The sequence below is a fragment of the Paenibacillus sp. J22R67 genome (assembly GCF_059692175.1).
Genome location: NZ_JCAUAX010000019.1, coordinates 1 through 17074, shown reverse-complemented (window position 1 = coordinate 17074; position 17074 = coordinate 1). Strand labels below are relative to the sequence as shown.

Here is a 17074-nt window from a genome sequence, read left to right as displayed (position 1 = left end):
TTTGGTGCGGGTTATTTACAGCCGTGCGCGCGAAGCGCAGTCGACAAGCGCGCGAATTCTTCCATGCTGAGCGTCTCACCGCGGCGCGAAGGCTCGATGTTGATGCCCTGGAGCAGAGCTTCCAGCTCAGGTTTGTTTTCTTTGGTAAAGAACCGCGCAGCCAGGTTGTTGTACAAGGTTTTGCGCCGCTGGACGAAGGACGCTTGGACGACAGTGAAGAAGAAGTCCACGTCCGCCACTTCGACCGGCGGGGTTTTGCGCACACGCAGCCGGATAACGGCAGAGTCAACGTTCGGCTGCGGCACAAAGACGGTGCGCGGCACGATCGTGACGAGCTCCGGCTCGCAGTGGAACTGCACGGCAATGCTGAGGCTGCCGTAATCTTTGGTGCCCGGGCGAGCCGCCATGCGGTCGGCCACCTCTTTTTGAATCATCACGACGATGTTCTCCAAGGGAAGCTTCTCTTCGAGAAGCTTCATAATAATCGGCGTCGTGATGTAGTACGGCAGATTGGCGACGACACTGACGCCATCCAGCCCGTCAAAATGCTGCCGGAACAATTCCGGCAGGTCAGTCTTCAAAATATCGCCATGCACGACACTCGCATGGGGATAAGGCTGCAGCGTCTCGCCTAGGATAGGCAGGAGACGCTGATCGATCTCCACGGCCAAGACGCGCCCTGCGAGCTTGGCCAGCTGCTGGGTGAGCGCCCCGATGCCAGGGCCGACTTCCAGCGCGCCCTTGTTAGGCCCAAGCTCAGCGGCCGAAACGATCTTGCTCAAGATGTTCTGGTCAATCAGGAAGTTCTGACCCAAACTCTTTTTGAGCACGAGACTGTGCTTTTTAATAATTTGCTTCGTCTTACTGGGTGTTGCGACATCTTCCGCTGTTACAATCACTTCATTGCCGGGTATAGTCATTTTGTAGCCCTCATTTATCTATAGGTTCTGAATTCCACTATATTACTCTAGATCTTCGGCGTCAGATGCTCCAAAGCTGCCTCAAATTCCTCACGGGAGATCTGGAACATCGCACATCGCTTATAAAATTGTTTGCCATTGCAGTAGCCGATACCCAGCGCATTGCCAACAACGAGTCGGCGGGAAGCCGCCTCTGGATGAACGATTAGTCCTGCGGCCATGAGATCTTCCATGGTAAGCTGTGACACAGCCCCGTCGTACTCTGTCCGAAGGTTCTGTAGTGCTTCCCGGACAATCTCTGGCGCTGCGTTCTCCACGCCAATGTCGCCTTTATACTCAGCCTGCTGCTGCGTGATAAAGGCATGTTTGCAGCCAGGCACCTTGGCTGCCACAATCTTCCGTATCCGCTCACCTGCGTGATCCGGATCCGTAAAAATAATGACGCCTCTGCGCTGCTGTGCGAGGGCTATTCGCTTCAATACGGCTTGCCCGATGGCAGAGCCGCCTGTCTCTATCGTGTCCGCCTCGACGGCTCGGCGAATAGCTGCCGTATCGTCCTTGCCTTCAACGACAATGACTTCTTTAATCATAATCGGTTCCCTTCCCAGTACGCAGAAAAAGAAGAGGGGTTCCCTCTTCTTTCGCCCAGGCTGCTTGCCTGGCAACGTATATTGACATTGTTCCCGCTGAAACAGACGTTTACACGTTAATTTTCAGACGGCTTTTTCGGTCCTACGACATAGACCGTGTAGCCTTGCTTCGTTCCGAATTTATTGGCATAGCCATGATCTTCAAAGTAGACATCGATCATTTGGCCTTTCACACCGCTACCGATGTCCTCAGCACGACGGAAGCCAACGCCCTCAATGTAAACCCACCAACCCAGTGGGATAACTTTCGGATCAACCGCAATCGTTCTGCCCTCAGTAACCGTAGTTCCTGTATACGTCTTACCGTACCCAGGAGTACCCTCGGATTTCCCTGTCGAATCGGCTCCCGCTGAATAAGCCGTGAGCTTCACATTCTTAAGGATTTGTTTATACCCAAATGTCACACCATTCTTAGAAACTTCATCCACACTAGGGGATGATGCTGATAGAACAACAACGGGATTTTTCGTGCCAATCGACACTACTTTTTTAACACTTTGTTCTTGTACTTCTTGACCTACAACAGCTTCTGCAACTAACACGCCATCTTCGTAAGTCTTTTCTTTCTTTTTCAGAAGTACGCCCTCTTTACCTTCTTGAACGACCTGCTCTTTACCTTTAAGCAGCGATGCATCACTTTTCTTCTCCGTGTCGAATGCGATCGGCTCTGTTACTTCTTCCGTCTCTTTTTTGACACGGACGATTTTGATTTCATCGCCAGTGCTCAAAGAGGATGTCGGTTCGGGAGTCAGCTTATCGTGCTCCCCAAGTGCAATATGTAAACGTTGCAATGCACTTTCAACCGTTCTTGCAGTTGTGTAAACAGTGGTGGTCTTTCCATCAGCAGTCAATTGAATTGGAGAAGCGTGTTCGATGACGAATTTGTCCCCGCCCTTGATTGTAGCAGTAGGGTCTGCAGATATTTCATCGTGTTCACCAATCGTTATGGCTTGTTCATCCAGTAGGCGTTGCAGGACCCATTGCTTCGTATGCACAACGGTTTCTTGTCCATTCACAACCACGGATACGCTCTTGGTAGCCGTACCGTACAACAACACCAAAAACATGAAAGTCATTGCGATTGAGATTATAGCCAGGCTTAAAATCAAACGCAAGTTTTCATGCTTCCATCGCAATGCGAAGGACATGCTGGATGATCGTTTTACATGGGTCTCGCTAAAAGAGATACTGCCCACTTCTTCGGTCCTCCTTCAAAGCCTCGCCGCCAGGTTACAGCATGAATAAATTTGACGCGACTAAGGTTTTTAATTTAACTTAACGTGTCGTCCATCGGCAGCTGCTAAGAAACGGCTGCGTTCTGGTCGTCCCACCCAGCTTTGCTATTCATCATCCTATGAATTCCGGGCTGTGATTAATCGTCCGAAACAGTTAAAGGTCCTTATGGGGACAAAAAGCCAGCAAGAAGAGGACTCTTCTCGCTGGCTTAGTTTGCATAGTAAAAATACACAAATAGCACGAACGACAATCGTTACCTCTCTTACGCTTACGAGGTTAGCTGACGGATTCGGACGTGAGAGTCGCCCTACTCAGACGTAAACTTCCGTTAAACGTCCAAGATTCACCCCTGTTACTCACTCTGTTTACTTCGTCAGCGATACCGCTTTATAAGTTAACAGTGGTTCCCCCGTTCCCATAATTGGAACTCAGCGAATGGAAAAATGGCAAATTGGTTATTAAGTTATTATGAAAAGTATATTACGCTGTTAATCTCTGCCTGTAAAGGGATTGACACCTACTAAAAAGGGCTAAATCATTTAAAAATAGCTTATTTTCAAAACAAAACCACTTTTTATCTACATTTATCTCACTATAACGTACGAATACTAAGTTTCTTCGTGTTTTCACTCTTAAACTAGGCTTCTAAACTAAATTTGTTTATAATTATCAGGTATGAAACTGATGTATAAATTCCAATAATTAGATATTTAGGGAGGCACTGAGATGGGTCCCATATTACAAGTTGACTCTTTATTCGGGGGATATTTACCAAATAAGCCCGTTCTTCACGACCTCACATTTACAATTCGTCAGGGTGAAATGATGGGATTGATCGGACTGAATGGCGCAGGAAAAAGTACGACCATCAAGAACATCCTTGGACTGCTTCAACCACAAAGGGGTTGGGTAAAAATTAACGGTTTGACGTTAGCCGAAGATCCGCTGCCTTACCGTGCCACTTATGCTTATGTACCGGAAAGTCCAGAGCTATATGAAGAGTTAACCATTCGTGAACACCTGGAGTTAACCGCCATGGCCTACGGCTTAACGAAGGATGACTATCTCTCCCGTTCACAAGCGCTGCTCGAACAGTTTCACATGCAGGACAAGCTCAATTCCTTCGCAAGCCATTTATCCAAAGGGATGAAGCAAAAGGTCATGATCATGAATGCGTTCTTAATCGAACCTTCCCTCTACATCATTGATGAACCTTTTCTCGGACTCGATCCGTTAGCCATCCGCTCATTGCTGGAGTTAATGGTCAAAATGAAGCAACGTGGCGCGTCATTCCTCATATCTTCGCATATTTTGTCTACGATTGAAAAATATTGCGATAACTATGTCGTCCTGCACAAAGGACACATGGTCGCCCAAGGCGATTTAGTCGAATTACGTCAGCAAACAGGGCTCCAGCAAGCGTCACTGGACGACATCTTCTATAAGCTTGTAAAAGGAGAACTGGTATGAAAGCGATGGACATGGATACCCGTGCCCTATGGCAGAAGAGGTTTGAACATTATATGAAGGAATCCATGGGCTACCTGCAGTATGCAGCGCGCAGTAATTTTTTTGGCTTCCTGTTATTTCTTGTCATCCTTTCTTCCTATTATTATGCAAAAATACTACAGCGCCTTCCGACAGATTATCCCTATCTGTGGATCGTCCTTTTGCTGCTTGTACCTTTGTTATCCTCAAGCCCGATTCGCACACTAGCCAGAAGCGCAGACCGTATGTTTTTACTGCGTATTGAACATCAGATGGGCCCCTACTTCCGCGGCGGATTCAAGTACAGCTTGGCGCTGCAAGCCTTTTGGACATTTCTGGCATGGGTCGTATTATGGCCCTTATATCATCACTGCCTCGGTCATGACGAACAGCATTTCTTATGGATGCTTGCCTTGCTTCTATTAATGAAGGTAGCCAATTTATTGGCTAGTTGGCAAGAAAGCCGATTTACACATGAGCGTGCAAGAAGGGCTTCCGTTAGCTTCCGCTGGATAGCAACAGCCGTCCTGATTTCTCTGCAATTCCTTACAAGCATTCTCTGGGCAAGCGGAGCTGCTCTTGTACTTACATTAGCTTGGTTAACAGCCACGCATTATGTATCCAAGTACTACATCGGGTGGGACTATCTCATTGCGAAGGAAAGGCAGCAGCAGGCACGGCTTTATGCCTTTTTTAACTGGTTCGTGGATGTTCCGCAATTGGGAGCGCGAATAACCCGCCGAAGCTGGATCAGCGGGGTCACTAGATTTATTCCTTTTAAACAAGATGCAACCTATCTGTACATATATATGAAAACATTTCTACGTACGGAGCTATTCGCGATTGTCTTACGTATTTCCTTGCTGGGCACATTAGCCATCGCCGTTTCAAGCAGCAGCACAGCACGACTTCTCATCTTCTTTATCGCTTTAGTCATTTCGATGGTTCAACTCACGCCGCTCGAGCGTTCACACCGCTATACCTTTTGGCTTGAAATGTACCCGCTCAACCGTCAGTTGAAAGCCGGCTCCTTAGCCTTCATCATTTGGTCAGCCTTGCTGCTAGAATTATGTATGCTTTCGGTTCCACTATTAATCAGGTCTTCACCTATTTACCTTGTTGTACCGCTCATTGGCTTCCTCTTCATCTCACTGGTCTGTGGAGTCTTGCTCCGACGAAAGTTTGCCAAGAACGCTTTACTTGAGACCTAACAAAGCGATCGCGTTGTTTGTCGTTATTTCTGCAAGCTCTTCTAGACTTAAGCCCTTAATTTCCGCGGCCGTTTCGGCTACCAACCGAACATAAGCTGATTCGTTACGCTTGCCGCGGAATGGATGCGGAGTCAAGTAAGGAGCATCCGTCTCAATTAGTAAGCGGTCCAATGGAACCTGCGCTAGCACTTCCTTGGGCTGCCTTGCATTTTTGAAGGTTACAGGCCCTCCAAAGGAAATATGGAAATTCATATCCAAACACTGCTTGGCCGTCTCCCAACTCCCCGAGAAACAATGCATAATCCCCCCGACTTCAGCAGCCTTCTCCTCTTTTAAAATGGTCAAAATATCCTGATGCGCATCTCGGTTATGAATCACAATTGGCATTTGAAGCTTGCGCGCCAACCTAATTTGCTCCCGAAAGACCCGCTGCTGTACATCCTTAGGCGACTTATCCCAGTAATAGTCCAGTCCGATTTCCCCGATAGCCACTACTTTTTCATGTTGACACAACGATTCGATCCACTCCAAATCTCCTGGCATCATATCAATCGCGTCCACTGGATGCCAACCTACTGTTGAATAGATGAAATCATATTTTTCGGCAAGTGCTATTGAACTAGGAATCGTCTCCCGATTAAAACCAACATTGACCATTCTTGTAACGCCGGCATCCCGGGCGCGTTGTATAACCTCGTCTTGGTCTTCCTGAAATTGTTCCGCATTTAAATGTGTATGTGAGTCTGTTAGCATGTTCTTCTCCTTATTCCCTCTTATGTATTTATTCCTGCTCGCCGAGCATCTCCCATAATTCCGGATACGCAGAAGCATTCAGACGCTCCAGTAGCTCCTCGGGGTAATAGACATGATGCTTACCCATTTGAAAACCGCTAATAGACTGAACAATCTCCGATCGATGGGTGATTTCGGTTAACGTTTCCTTATGATCTAGAAGCAGAATCGGCAAATTATCCTCCGTCTCGCCAGGTCTGTACACATCATAGGATTGATTCGACGGAAAATCAATTTCCATATAGTAGATCGGATCGAGGCCAACCTCCGCCATTACCTTCTCCATAAGCTGAATCATGCGCTGATTTGACTCATCAAAGGTACTGTATTTATACAGTTTGCGGTCCAAAAATCGCTTACACATATCAGCAAGGATTGGGTCCTTCTCACTCATCCAAAACGTTAACATCGCCTGCATCACAGACTCGTCCAGAAGCAAATAATCTTCAAGCGAAATCTTATTCTGAATCAGGTGCAGGATGGGATCCGTCATAAAGCCAAACGTGTAGTTATCTTCATATAAATGTTTGGCACGAGCAAAGATTTTGTGCAGCAGAATCTCCGCACTCCGTGTCACCGGATGGAAATAGACCTGCCAGTACATCTGATAACGTGACATTAGGTAATCTTCTACAGCATGCATACCACTTTCTTTAACCACAATATGCCCACGATAGGGCCGAATAACACGGAGTATTCGCTCCAGATCGAACGTCCCGTAATTAACACCAGTGAAATATGCATCTCTCAACAGGTAATCCATCCGATCGGCGTCCAATTGGGACGAAACGAGGCTTACAACAATTTCTTCATTGTAGGATTTGCAAATGACACCCGCCACTTTTTTGGGAAAATCAGGCGATACCCGGCTCAAAACTTTATTGACCTCCGTATCCCCAAGCACGATCTTGCAAGACCAATCCTCATGCCGCGTTCCGAAAGCCTTCTCAATCGAATGGGAGAAAGGCCCATGCCCCAAATCGTGCAGCAGCGCCGCACAAAGACAAATTAAACGCTCTTCCTTCGGCCAATCTTCATATTGATTGCGTTCGAACTGGGAAATAATTTTACGCGTGATCTCGTACACACCAAGTGAATGCGAGAACCGGCTGTGCTCGGCACCATGAAAAGTTAAATAAGAGGTTCCTAATTGTCGAATGCGACGCAGCCTCTGGAACTCCCGCGTGTTGATCAAATCCCAGATCGTGTTATCCTGCACGTAAATATATTTATGGACTGGATCTTTAAAAACCTTCTCTTCCTTCATTCAATCACAACCTCTCTTTATTAAAATTCTACATCTTTTCGACATTTCACACCATCATGTCGACATTCATGTCTTATTTTGTCGAATAATCTAATACCATTTTTTTATTGTTTAAGCCCCCTTAAATGAATTTCCTAATTCCACCTTTTCTCGCATCAAATAGTAATATATTATTTACAAATCCTTATTCCGCTTGGTTTTTCCCACCTTTTCAGATGTGATAAAATTTCAAAAAATGTTTGTCATCTCGCCCAAACCAGCGAAAATATGGTTGACTATTTTGGGAATGGTTGGTATCATTAGTTTAAGAGTTATGTCGAAACATGACGATATTGATAAAATTTTTATAAAATCGAAAGGGGTTTATATATATGATGAAATCTACGGGCATTGTAAGAAAAGTTGACGAATTGGGGCGTGTCGTTATTCCAATTGAACTTCGTCGTACACTAGGTATTGGCGAGAAAGATGCTCTTGAAATTTACGTAGATGGCGAGCGTATCATGCTTAAGAAATATGAGCCTGCTTGTATTTTCTGTGGCAACGCTGAAGGCGTCTCTTACTTCAAGGGAAAAATTGTTTGTCATATTTGTTTAGCAGAAATGCCAACACCTGTGACAAAATAAGAAAAATAGTATATAATAGAAGTAGCACTTATCCTATTGGTAATTCTAACCTTTTTCATATCTCCTCTAATCTCTAATTTGTTGGCTTCGGCCACGGATTAGAGATCTTTTTTTGTCTAGACTTTCCTGCAGCGCTGATCCATGGCCTCGACCCCGCCTTATGTGGGAACTACAGGACGTTATTTTCCTCAAAATAACCTATTAGCAGTTGCAAGGGAACTATGATCCGCTATTTCACAGATCATAGCCGAAAACCATTCAACTCAAGCAAAATAAGGCTTTAAAGTTCCCCGGCAGCAGCTAAACCTCCGCTCTTTGCCAAAATAGCGGCTTGTAGTTCCCTAAACGGGGCTGCCATGCCATACAGCAATCAAGCAAGTGGCATACATAGGTACTGGAAACAGATCCAACCAAGCCCGCGCGCTTAACGCTCAAGCAATGCGTTGTAAACGTCCCGCTTGGATAGTCCGCGATCGATCGCAACCTGCTTCATCGCTTCTTTCCGATCGCTGCCCTGTCCCTCATAGTGCTCGACATGTTCGCCTAGCGACATCGCCTCCCACCAACCGTCGGCGGCTTCCTTCACCGCCTCGGCTGATGCGCCTTCGGCGATTACGCAGTACTCCCCCTGCGGCGGATACTGCGTGAGGTGCTCGAGGCACTCTGCAATCGTGCCCCGCAGAAACTCCTCGTACCGCTTCGTCAGCTCGCGGGCGAGACAAACCCGGCGCTCCGGCCCCCACACTTCCGCCATACGGGTAAGTGTTTTCTCGACGCGGTGCGGCGATTCATAGAACAGCAGCGTGTCCTGCACGTGCTGCAGCCCTTCAAGCACCTTCGTCTGATCCTTTTTCTCCCGGGGGAGAAACCCGACGAAGGCAAACCGCTCTGTCGGCAGGCCTGATGCAATCAGCGCCGACAGGGCCGCATTCGCGCCGGGGACAGGAACCACCGGCACGCCCTGCTCCACAGCCATCCTCACCAGGTCATAACCTGGATCGGAGATGGCCGGCAGTCCTGCATCGCTGACAAGCGCGATGCTCTGCCCTTCAAGCAGCAAGCGGACGAGTTCGGGTCCGCTTGCCTGCTTGTTGTGTTCGTGATAGCTGACGATTCGCGTAGCGATCTCGAAGTGCGTCAGCAGCTTGCGGGATTGCCGCGTATCTTCAGCGGCAATCAGGTTCACTTCCTTTAGGATGCGAATCGCCCGAAAGGTCATGTCTTCGAGGTTGCCGATCGGTGTGGCAACCAGGTAGAGCGTGCCCGAGGTGTTCCCGTCCTCGCGATAACTTTTTTGCACATTTAAGCCCACTGTTTGTCCCTCTTCACTTTAGTCATATGCTTCCATATACGCTAATATTTATTTTTACGAAAACTCTAAGGAAGCTCTGCCCCCATAATAAATTTCCTTCAATTCTTTACAATATTCCTGGTTCTCGTTATAAACGATTAGCGGAGGCAGGGTACGAATTTCTGGTTTACCATCCTTCATTCCCTCAATCAGCACCATCATCGCCTCTTCCCCAGCACGTGCGTGCACATAGCGAATTCTTTTCGGCTCCAAGCGGTATTTCCTCATTAAACTGATGATATCAACCAAGCGCGTTGCCCGGTGAACCATGGCCACTTTGCCACCTGCTTTAACCAGCTTCGCACACGCTGCAATCACATCTTCCAAGTTACAGTGAATTTCATGACGCGCTGCTGCAAAATGTTCATTCACGTTCTGCTCCCCATTGGGGACAGGGAGATAGGGCGGATTCACCGTTACAGCATCGAATTGACCGTGGCCTAAAGTCTCATGAATGGTCTTTAGATCGCCTTGTATCATATGTAGTCTTTCGCCCAAATCATTCAGCAAAGCGTTGCGAACCGCCATATCGGCAAGTCGCTCTTGGATTTCGACGCCCCAGATATCTGCCTTAGTTCGGGTAGAGAGGAGCAGCGGCACAACACCGTTGCCTGTACACAAATCAATAACTCGGCCCTTCGGTGGCAAACTGCAAAATCGGCCAAGCAGGACAGCATCCATCGAAAAGCTGAACACTTCCTCGCTTTGAATAATTTTTAAATCATACGTTAATAAATCATCAATTCTTTCAGTCGGTCGTAAAGGCACCATACGCAGTTCTTCATTTCCTTTCTAGTTTTCGCTCATCTATGGAAAAAAACCGTAAGGCATAAACCCCTACGGTCAAACACACTTATTTATTTAAAAAGGATAAGCAAAACAAACAATCTCCCTCGGTCCGAAGGTGTCCATAATACACATTGCATATGTGAAATCCTTCATTGTACAAGCGGGTCAAATTATCATATCCGGCTCCTGATAACGAAACCGTTTCCTCTGCCTCTCCGACAGGCTGTTCAACAGTCGTCTCCTCTTGTCGAATCAGCTTGCGTAGTTGCTGATTTTCTATGCTTAGTCTCTTATTTTCTTCGATGAGTATAATGATTTGTTTCTTTAAGGCACCCAACTCGGCATAAGTGGCACCCATTCGTTCTTCGATCCCATCTATTTGTCCAAAAATATCTTGTTTATCCACGCTTTCACCTCTAGTGCCATGCATGCTTACTGGCCAGCGCCTCCTTGGATCCTTTGCCGCTACTCTTGTTCAACTACATCATCGAAAGGTAAATCAAGTGCTTTACCAAGGTCGAATAATTGAACCTTCGCGGTACGCTCACTGATATTTAACCCTAGTACCTTACCATTACCAAAAGAAGTGATCACATGCCTACCAACGGTTGGCAGAGAGTCCTTCGCACTTTCATAATTATCATGTTCGTACTTCAAGCAGCACATTAAGCGGCCGCACAAACCCGAAATCTTCGTTGGATTAAGCGATAAGTTCTGATCCTTGGCCATCTTGATGGATACCGGTTCAAAATCACCTAAAAACGACGAACAGCATAGAATCCGCCCACACGGACCAATACCGCCTAACATTTTTGCTTCGTCCCGCACACCAATTTGACGCAGTTCGATTCTTGTCCGGAAAATACTCGCCAAATCTTTCACGAGTTCCCGGAAATCAACGCGCCCCTCAGCTGTAAAATAAAAAATAATTTTATTGCGGTCAAAGGTATACTCTACGTCCACAAGCTTCATCTTAAGACTATGATCTCTAATTTTGTCGTGGCACGTTTGGAACGCATCCTTAGCTGCTTTTTTATTCTCTTCAACCAAATCTGCATCCGAATCATCCGCAATGCGAATGACCTTTTTAAGCGGAAGAACGACATCATTTTCTTTGACGATCTTCTTGCCCACCACTACTTTGCCATATTCCACACCTCGAGCGGTTTCAACAATAACGGCACTTTCTTGCTCAATCGGCAAATCGATTGGATCAAAATAATATATTTTACCCGCTTTTTTGAAGCGGACGCCTACAACCGAATACATCTTACACCCCCTGCATCTCCACGAGCATTTTCTCTATAACCAGCTGAGAGTTGGCGTTGAAGCGCAGTCGCTTTTGTAATTCTACGGCTTGCTCCATCATACGCACCCAGACTGAGACATCCCGACTGAACGCTAGGGAGCTCATCCAGTCTAGCTGGTCATTATATACAAGCCTGTCTCTGCGCTCAAGACGCAGTTGCACCATATCTTTAAACCAGAGAATCAACAAGTCGAAAAGACTCGACATGTGTTCCGCAAGTTCTGTTTTCACAATTCGTTGCTGAACCGTAATCATAGAAGTAGGAAAACGTGTGAGCGTCTCCTTCGCTAATTGTAACATTACGGTTCTCATTTCTGCAAACCAATTCGCTCCGATTAGCTCCCTAGCCGCTTGTAATCCTGCCGTTAAATGCGCAGCAGGCTGTACAAGAGCAGCCGGAAAACCCTCTTCCAGCAGCGTTAGCACCATCTGCTCACGCGCCATTGGAGTGAATTGAATCCACTGTGCCCGCGACTGAATCGTTGGTAATAAGGCGTTTCCATTCTCTGTGATGAGAATAGCAACGACCCTGGAAGTCGGTTCTTCTAGAAATTTCAAAAGACTATTTGCTGCCTGTACGGTCATTTTCTCTGCATGATGCAGAATATATATTTTCGTGCCGGAAGCTGTTGCGCGATACGCAAACTCCTTCTGAAGCTCCCGAATTTGCTCAATTTTGATCGAGGCCCCATCAGGTACAACGATATGCAGATCGGGGTGATTGCTGTGCTCCACCTTGCGGCATTCCAAACACTCACCACAGGCGTCATCCGTTCCGTGTTGACAATAAATCGCTTTCGCTAATGCTATCGCCATTTCGGAACGCCCTGTCCCAACAGGCCCGCTAAATATATAGGCGTGAGACAGCTTGTCTTGTCGCAGCCCGTTCTGCAGAAGTTGCTTTGCCGCTGCTTGCCCCGGTATGGTTTGGAAGGACATTCGTTGTGGCACCACCCTAAAATAACAAGTTAATCAACATGCCTCGGATTTCTCCGATTTTTTGTAAAATCTCAATGCGCCCCTGTTCGCTCTCCAGCAATTCATCTGCTAAAGAGAGGAGCTCCTGGTCAATTTCTTCCAAAAGCTTATATCGCTTCGAACGGCCGCGACGATCCCAGCCCTTCGTATCTCGTAAATTAACACCTCGGCGAGCCGTTTCCTCCAAGAATTGCCTAATCAGCAATTTATACTGGAGAAGCTCTCTCACGGTCATCGCCCGTGACAGACGGTCGCCTTGCAGCGTAATTTGCTGCACCATTTTGGACAATTGCTCCTGCGTAAATTTCTCATCCTGCTGCTGCATAATGTCAGAGAAATTCCGGGGTGCCATCTGTGGCGGCGGTACGTTCTCATTCACTTTGACGTTCTTACCAATGGGCTGCCACCCCGGATTAATTTTCAAGACGCATCCATCCTTATTAAGGTCATCTATAATTTAGTAATGCTCGAAGCGCTCTACCGGTAATACGAATACCGCGGCTCCACCCACTTGCACTTCCACTGGGAAAGGAATATAAGAATCTGTCGTTCCTCCCATTGGAGAAACCGGTGTAACAAGCTGTTCCCGAATTTTGCAATTGGCACGAATGACCTGCATAACCTCTTGCACTCTCTCATCTTCCGTACCGATCATGAAAGTCGTATTTCCTGCGCGTAGAAAACCGCCTGTACTTGCCAGCTTCGTAGCGCGAAAACCCTCTTTAATTAACGCATTGGAGAGACGGTTACTGTCCTTATCTTGTACAACAGCTACGACTAGTTTCATAGGGGTTGCCTCCTCTTATTATAAACTAAGAATGGATTTTCTGCTTCTCACGGAAAAATGTTCCTAAGCAAAATGTTCCTCAAGCAAACGGTTACACTGACTCCAAATATCTGCTGCAATCTCCTCTACACTGCGGTTAGCGTTAATTACTCTTACGCGCTCAGGATGACTGGATGCGATCTGGTGGAATCCTTCCCTTACTCGGCTGTGGTAATCCACATGCTTCTGTTCAATGCGGTCGAGCTGCTCCGCAGCAGTTGTGGCGCCTGAAGCTCTCTGATGCAATCGAGCCATACTGACTTCTACAGGAACATCCAGAATGAATGTTCGAGTTGCTTGTAAGCCTGAGCTCGCATAGCGTGAAATAGCTTTGACCTGCTCAATATCCAAGCCTAGCCCGTATCCCTGATAAGCAACACTTGCATCAATGAAACGATCGCACAGAACAATGCGGCCAGCTTCCAGAGCCGGTAAAATCAACTGGTGCACATGCTGCGCTCGGGATGCCGCGTATAGCAGCACTTCCGCCTGATCGACCATTTCTTCATTCACAGGATCAAGAATGATACTGCGAATCTTATCGCTGATTGCTGTTCCCCCTGGTTCCCTTGTTACCAGAACATCATGTCCTAATTTCTTAAGCTCTTCACCTAATTTCTTGAGCTGTGTCGTTTTTCCGGAACCGTCCGGTCCTTCAAAAGTAATGAATATTCCGTTCACTCTTCCTCCTGCGTGCTGCTTTACCAGTCCATATAATAGTTTATGTGTATACCTTTAACTTGTGTGTCTGACCAAATTCCGTACCTTGAAACTTGATTCCGTTTGCCGCTAATTGTAGTAAAGCTTCAGCCACGGTATCCGTAATAACTTCACCCGGGTATAGATAAGGAATTCCTGGTGGATAAGGGATCACCATATCCGCAGAACGCTTGCCAACCGCATCCTCCACGCTTACCTGACGATAAGTTCCCACTTCCCGCCCTTCTCTTGAGATTTCTCTCAGATCAAAAACAATTGGTGAAGAGATTTGTGTGTAGTAGGGTAATTTAAGTATATTCGAGATAGGCGCATGAAGTTCCTTCTTTTGTGCTGGAACGTCCAAACAAATGTTGGCTAACGCGCCTAGAACCTTTTCTAAATCCGTACGGCTCGAAGCTGGTGTGAAGACAAGCAGCACGTGACGGCCATCCGACATTTCCACGTAAATGCCTTGCTCCTCTAATCTGTTTTTGAGCTCCGTAGCACTTAAAGTTTGTGTCGCATCACAAATAGCTACTTTGAAGGGATCCGCCGTATCATATCCTTCACTTCGAGATACCGGAAACTCCAGAGGGAAGTAATGAAATCTATTCATTTGATCCAGTTTGGATCTAAATTCTTTAACCAGCGTAATCCCTTCTGACAGCCAAGTTTCCCCTTCCGTATGCATCTTTTTTCTCGCCAAATCTAAGGATGCCATGATGGGATAGGAGGGACTTGAGCTCTGCAGCATTCCCAAAAGTCGGCGAATCGCTTCACGATTGATACGCGGCCCTTTCAAATGAAGCATAGCCCCCATCGTCATTGCGGTAAGCATCTTATGCGTAGACTGTACGACTGCATCCGCTCCTTGTGATAGGGCAGAGGCTGGTACCTCCGGGTGAAAACCGTAATGAGCGCCATGAGCCTCATCCACCAAAAGCATCTTCCCCTGCGTATGCATCAACTCTGCAAAAGGGGCTAAGTTGACGCCCATGCCATAATAGTTCGGATTGGTCAAAAATAAAGCCTTAGCCTCCGGATATTGTTGCAAAGCTTGTTTCACAGTTTCCATATGTACACTCGTTGCAACACCCGTTTGTGGATCAATGGAAGGCGCAATGAACACAGCTCTCGTCCCGGCCAACATCAACCCGTGAATAACAGATTTATGTACATTTCTTTGAACAAGAATGACATCACCTCTTTCACAGACGGCCGCAATCATGGAGATATTCCCAACCGTACTGCCACCAATGAGGAAATGTGTTTCTTCTGCCCCAAAGCAGGCCGCCGCTAACTGTTCCGCCTCCATAATTACGCCCTCTGGATGATGCAGATCATCTAGGCCTGTTATTTCCGTATAATCAATTGACATGATATGTTCATAAAAGGGGGCACCCTCGACCAGTAACCCCTGACCCGATTTATGGCCCGGCACGTGCAGACTCACTGGATTTTGCGCTTGATGAGCTACCATTGCCTCGTATAACGGCGCTTTGAACTTATTCTCTGAATTTTGATTGCTGCTCATGCGAATAGGACTCCTTGAACTTTCTACTTAATACCCTTATAGTAGTGGATTGAAGCAGAAAAAACAAAAAAGCTTCCAGACAGAAGCTTCTCCCATTTAGTTCATATATTGTTTTGAGTTCCCCATGTAAAAAGCTTTTCTCATCTGCCTTACATAGAATGGGTATTTCTGATCGCTCACATTCGTTTTGACGATTTCACCACTGCATTCATCGCAAATGAAAGCTGTAATAATATGAATACCGCCATTTCGCTGCTGCTCACAGATCATACATATCCCAATTCGATTCTCCTCCATATGATCACCCCATGCACTTTTACTACTAGTATATCCGAATCTCGATTCTCCTAAACTAGCTAAACGCTCATATCTTGGAAGGAATATGCCGATATTACCTCTATCAGGGTAACCGGCTTACGGAGGTCATCACCATGTCAACAAAACAGGAACCAAATCTCTCCAAACAATCTACTATTTATAGTTATACTTTAGTGAAGCGCATTTATCATTCTTTGTATAAAAGGATTCTCTACTTCCTGATTCTTGCCTTGGCCTTATTCTTCAAATTTGAGCCAACAAACTGGCTCCCTCTGTTAGTTAGCTATCCGCTGCTTCTTGTTTTCCATACGCTGCTCGTTCGGGCTTACTTCCAATTCACCATTGGGATGGCCATGAGAGGCTGGTCTTATCGATGGGGGATATTCTGGTGCGGCTCACTGCCGGACGGGCATGCATCAATTCGACTAGTTGGCAAAGTACAGCTCCACTTATTCTGGATTGGTCTCTCCCTAATTACAGTCTTATATCCTTGGATCCCGACTCCTTGGTTGATTTATTTCATGATCTTTCACATCTGGATGTTGATGCCGCGGCTGTGGATGCTGTTCCGATTCCGCCCTTATCGCAAAGCTGGTTTAATGAAGATTTCTGAGAAAGAGACCTCTTGTTACTTGCAATAAAAAACAGGCTTGCTCATTACCCATGATAACTGTAAAAAGTGTAGGTAATTTGGAAGCTTAGAAGCTACATAGCAAACTTTGATGTAAAAAGTGCAGGTATTTTCGGTGGAATGAACCCTTTTGGTCATTTCTAGTGGAATTACCTGTACAAAATGCAGGTATTTTGTTATAACAGCCTTGCAGCTGGTGATTTTGATGTGCTTTCTGCAGTTGAAGAAGTGCATTTCCTCTGAATTATGCAAAAAATGAAAATCTGGGGCTCAGGGTATACTCATTCGTCCAAAACAAAAAAAGCCTTTCTGAGATTTCTCTCAAAAGGCTTTTCTTCTGTGCTTGGCAACGTTCTACTCTCCCAGAACCCTGCGGTTCAAGTACCATCGACGCTGGAGGGCTTAACGGTCGTGTTCGAGATGGGAACGCGTGGGTCCCCTCCGCCATC

At 46.5% G+C, this 17074-nt stretch carries 19 protein-coding genes, 1 rRNA gene and 1 riboswitch; of the genes, 4 read left to right on the top strand and 16 right to left on the bottom strand.

Annotated features, from left to right (window positions below):
• Nucleotides 1-11: 11 nt before the first annotated feature.
• The 3 genes from rsmA to AC58VC_RS35725 form a co-directional block, all read right to left on the bottom strand.
• The gene (gene rsmA / locus AC58VC_RS35735) at nucleotides 12-920 is read right to left on the bottom strand and encodes a 16S rRNA (adenine(1518)-N(6)/adenine(1519)-N(6))-dimethyltransferase RsmA (RefSeq protein ID WP_497376281.1); all 909 of its coding nucleotides are present in this window, start codon (nucleotides 918-920) and stop codon (nucleotides 12-14) included.
• Nucleotides 921-967: 47 nt separating this feature from the next.
• Nucleotides 968-1510 (bottom strand): ribonuclease M5, encoded by a 543-nt coding sequence (rnmV, locus tag AC58VC_RS35730; protein ID WP_497376280.1) that lies wholly within the window; start codon nucleotides 1508-1510, stop codon nucleotides 968-970.
• 116 nt (nucleotides 1511-1626) lie between these two features.
• A complete protein-coding gene (locus AC58VC_RS35725; protein ID WP_497376279.1) occupies nucleotides 1627-2766 on the bottom strand; it encodes a resuscitation-promoting factor in 1140 nt (379 codons plus the stop codon).
• Between the two features lie 290 nt (nucleotides 2767-3056).
• A riboswitch (cyclic di-AMP (ydaO/yuaA leader) is annotated at nucleotides 3057-3250 on the bottom strand.
• Between the two features lie 282 nt (nucleotides 3251-3532).
• On the opposite strand from AC58VC_RS35725, the gene AC58VC_RS35720 reads away from it, so the two are divergent.
• Nucleotides 3533-4276, top strand: a complete 744-nt coding sequence (locus AC58VC_RS35720; protein WP_497376278.1) for an ABC transporter ATP-binding protein — start codon at nucleotides 3533-3535, stop codon at nucleotides 4274-4276.
• Nucleotides 4273-5505, top strand: coding sequence for an ABC transporter permease (locus tag AC58VC_RS35715; protein ID WP_497376277.1), 1233 nt, complete (start codon nucleotides 4273-4275; stop codon nucleotides 5503-5505). The genes AC58VC_RS35720 and AC58VC_RS35715 overlap by 4 nt, the downstream gene beginning before the upstream one ends.
• On the opposite strand, the gene AC58VC_RS35710 is transcribed toward AC58VC_RS35715, so the two are convergent.
• Both AC58VC_RS35710 and AC58VC_RS35705 read right to left on the bottom strand, forming a co-directional pair.
• Nucleotides 5491-6258: a TatD family hydrolase gene (locus AC58VC_RS35710; RefSeq protein ID WP_497376276.1), complete on the bottom strand. Its 768-nt coding sequence runs from the start codon at nucleotides 6256-6258 to the stop codon at nucleotides 5491-5493. The two genes, AC58VC_RS35715 and AC58VC_RS35710, sit on opposite strands and share 15 nt — an antisense overlap.
• Nucleotides 6259-6286: 28 nt before the next feature.
• Nucleotides 6287-7564, bottom strand: a complete 1278-nt coding sequence (locus AC58VC_RS35705) for an HD domain-containing protein (protein ID WP_497376275.1) — start codon at nucleotides 7562-7564, stop codon at nucleotides 6287-6289.
• 371 nt (nucleotides 7565-7935) lie between these two features.
• Here AC58VC_RS35705 and AC58VC_RS35700 point away from each other — a divergent pair, with 371 nt between their 5' ends.
• Nucleotides 7936-8190: an AbrB/MazE/SpoVT family DNA-binding domain-containing protein gene (locus AC58VC_RS35700; protein WP_127457122.1), complete on the top strand. Its 255-nt coding sequence runs from the start codon at nucleotides 7936-7938 to the stop codon at nucleotides 8188-8190.
• Between the two features lie 424 nt (nucleotides 8191-8614).
• On the opposite strand, the gene rsmI is transcribed toward AC58VC_RS35700, so the two are convergent.
• The 10 genes from rsmI to AC58VC_RS35650 all read right to left on the bottom strand — a co-directional run bounded on the left by rsmI (nucleotide 8615) and on the right by AC58VC_RS35650 (nucleotide 15973).
• Nucleotides 8615-9502 carry a 16S rRNA (cytidine(1402)-2'-O)-methyltransferase gene (rsmI, locus tag AC58VC_RS35695; protein ID WP_497376274.1) on the bottom strand — a complete coding sequence of 296 codons (888 nt, stop codon included), beginning with the start codon at nucleotides 9500-9502 and terminating at the stop codon, nucleotides 8615-8617.
• A gap of 54 nt (nucleotides 9503-9556) precedes the next feature.
• Nucleotides 9557-10312: a tRNA1(Val) (adenine(37)-N6)-methyltransferase gene (locus AC58VC_RS35690; RefSeq protein WP_497376273.1), complete on the bottom strand. Its 756-nt coding sequence runs from the start codon at nucleotides 10310-10312 to the stop codon at nucleotides 9557-9559.
• 82 nt (nucleotides 10313-10394) lie between these two features.
• Nucleotides 10395-10736 carry a DNA replication initiation control protein YabA gene (gene yabA, locus AC58VC_RS35685; protein ID WP_497376272.1) on the bottom strand — a complete coding sequence of 114 codons (342 nt, stop codon included), beginning with the start codon at nucleotides 10734-10736 and terminating at the stop codon, nucleotides 10395-10397.
• A gap of 59 nt (nucleotides 10737-10795) precedes the next feature.
• Nucleotides 10796-11599 (bottom strand): PSP1 domain-containing protein, encoded by an 804-nt coding sequence (locus tag AC58VC_RS35680; RefSeq protein ID WP_127457118.1) that lies wholly within the window; start codon nucleotides 11597-11599, stop codon nucleotides 10796-10798.
• Between the two features lies 1 nt (nucleotide 11600).
• Nucleotides 11601-12578, bottom strand: a complete 978-nt coding sequence (holB, locus tag AC58VC_RS35675) for a DNA polymerase III subunit delta' (RefSeq protein ID WP_497376315.1) — start codon at nucleotides 12576-12578, stop codon at nucleotides 11601-11603.
• A 16-nt stretch (nucleotides 12579-12594) separates the two neighbouring features.
• Nucleotides 12595-13041: a YaaR family protein gene (locus AC58VC_RS35670; RefSeq protein WP_145669407.1), complete on the bottom strand. Its 447-nt coding sequence runs from the start codon at nucleotides 13039-13041 to the stop codon at nucleotides 12595-12597.
• A 33-nt stretch (nucleotides 13042-13074) separates the two neighbouring features.
• Nucleotides 13075-13404: a cyclic di-AMP receptor DarA gene (gene darA, locus AC58VC_RS35665; protein WP_079417169.1), complete on the bottom strand. Its 330-nt coding sequence runs from the start codon at nucleotides 13402-13404 to the stop codon at nucleotides 13075-13077.
• A 63-nt stretch (nucleotides 13405-13467) separates the two neighbouring features.
• Complete coding sequence (tmk, locus tag AC58VC_RS35660) at nucleotides 13468-14124, bottom strand: dTMP kinase (RefSeq protein ID WP_497376271.1); 657 nt, start codon at nucleotides 14122-14124, stop codon at nucleotides 13468-13470.
• Nucleotides 14125-14164: 40 nt separating this feature from the next.
• Nucleotides 14165-15676, bottom strand: coding sequence for an aminotransferase class I/II-fold pyridoxal phosphate-dependent enzyme (locus AC58VC_RS35655; protein WP_497376270.1), 1512 nt, complete (start codon nucleotides 15674-15676; stop codon nucleotides 14165-14167).
• Nucleotides 15677-15772: 96 nt separating this feature from the next.
• Nucleotides 15773-15973 (bottom strand): sigma factor G inhibitor Gin, encoded by a 201-nt coding sequence (locus AC58VC_RS35650; RefSeq protein WP_497376269.1) that lies wholly within the window; start codon nucleotides 15971-15973, stop codon nucleotides 15773-15775.
• Between the two features lie 134 nt (nucleotides 15974-16107).
• Between AC58VC_RS35650 and AC58VC_RS35645 the strand changes: the two genes are divergently transcribed.
• Nucleotides 16108-16635, top strand: a complete 528-nt coding sequence (locus tag AC58VC_RS35645; RefSeq protein WP_497376268.1) for a hypothetical protein — start codon at nucleotides 16108-16110, stop codon at nucleotides 16633-16635.
• 331 nt (nucleotides 16636-16966) lie between these two features.
• Here the strand turns inward: AC58VC_RS35645 and rrf are convergent.
• Nucleotides 16967-17074, bottom strand: a 5S ribosomal RNA gene (gene rrf / locus AC58VC_RS35640); the annotation flags it as partial.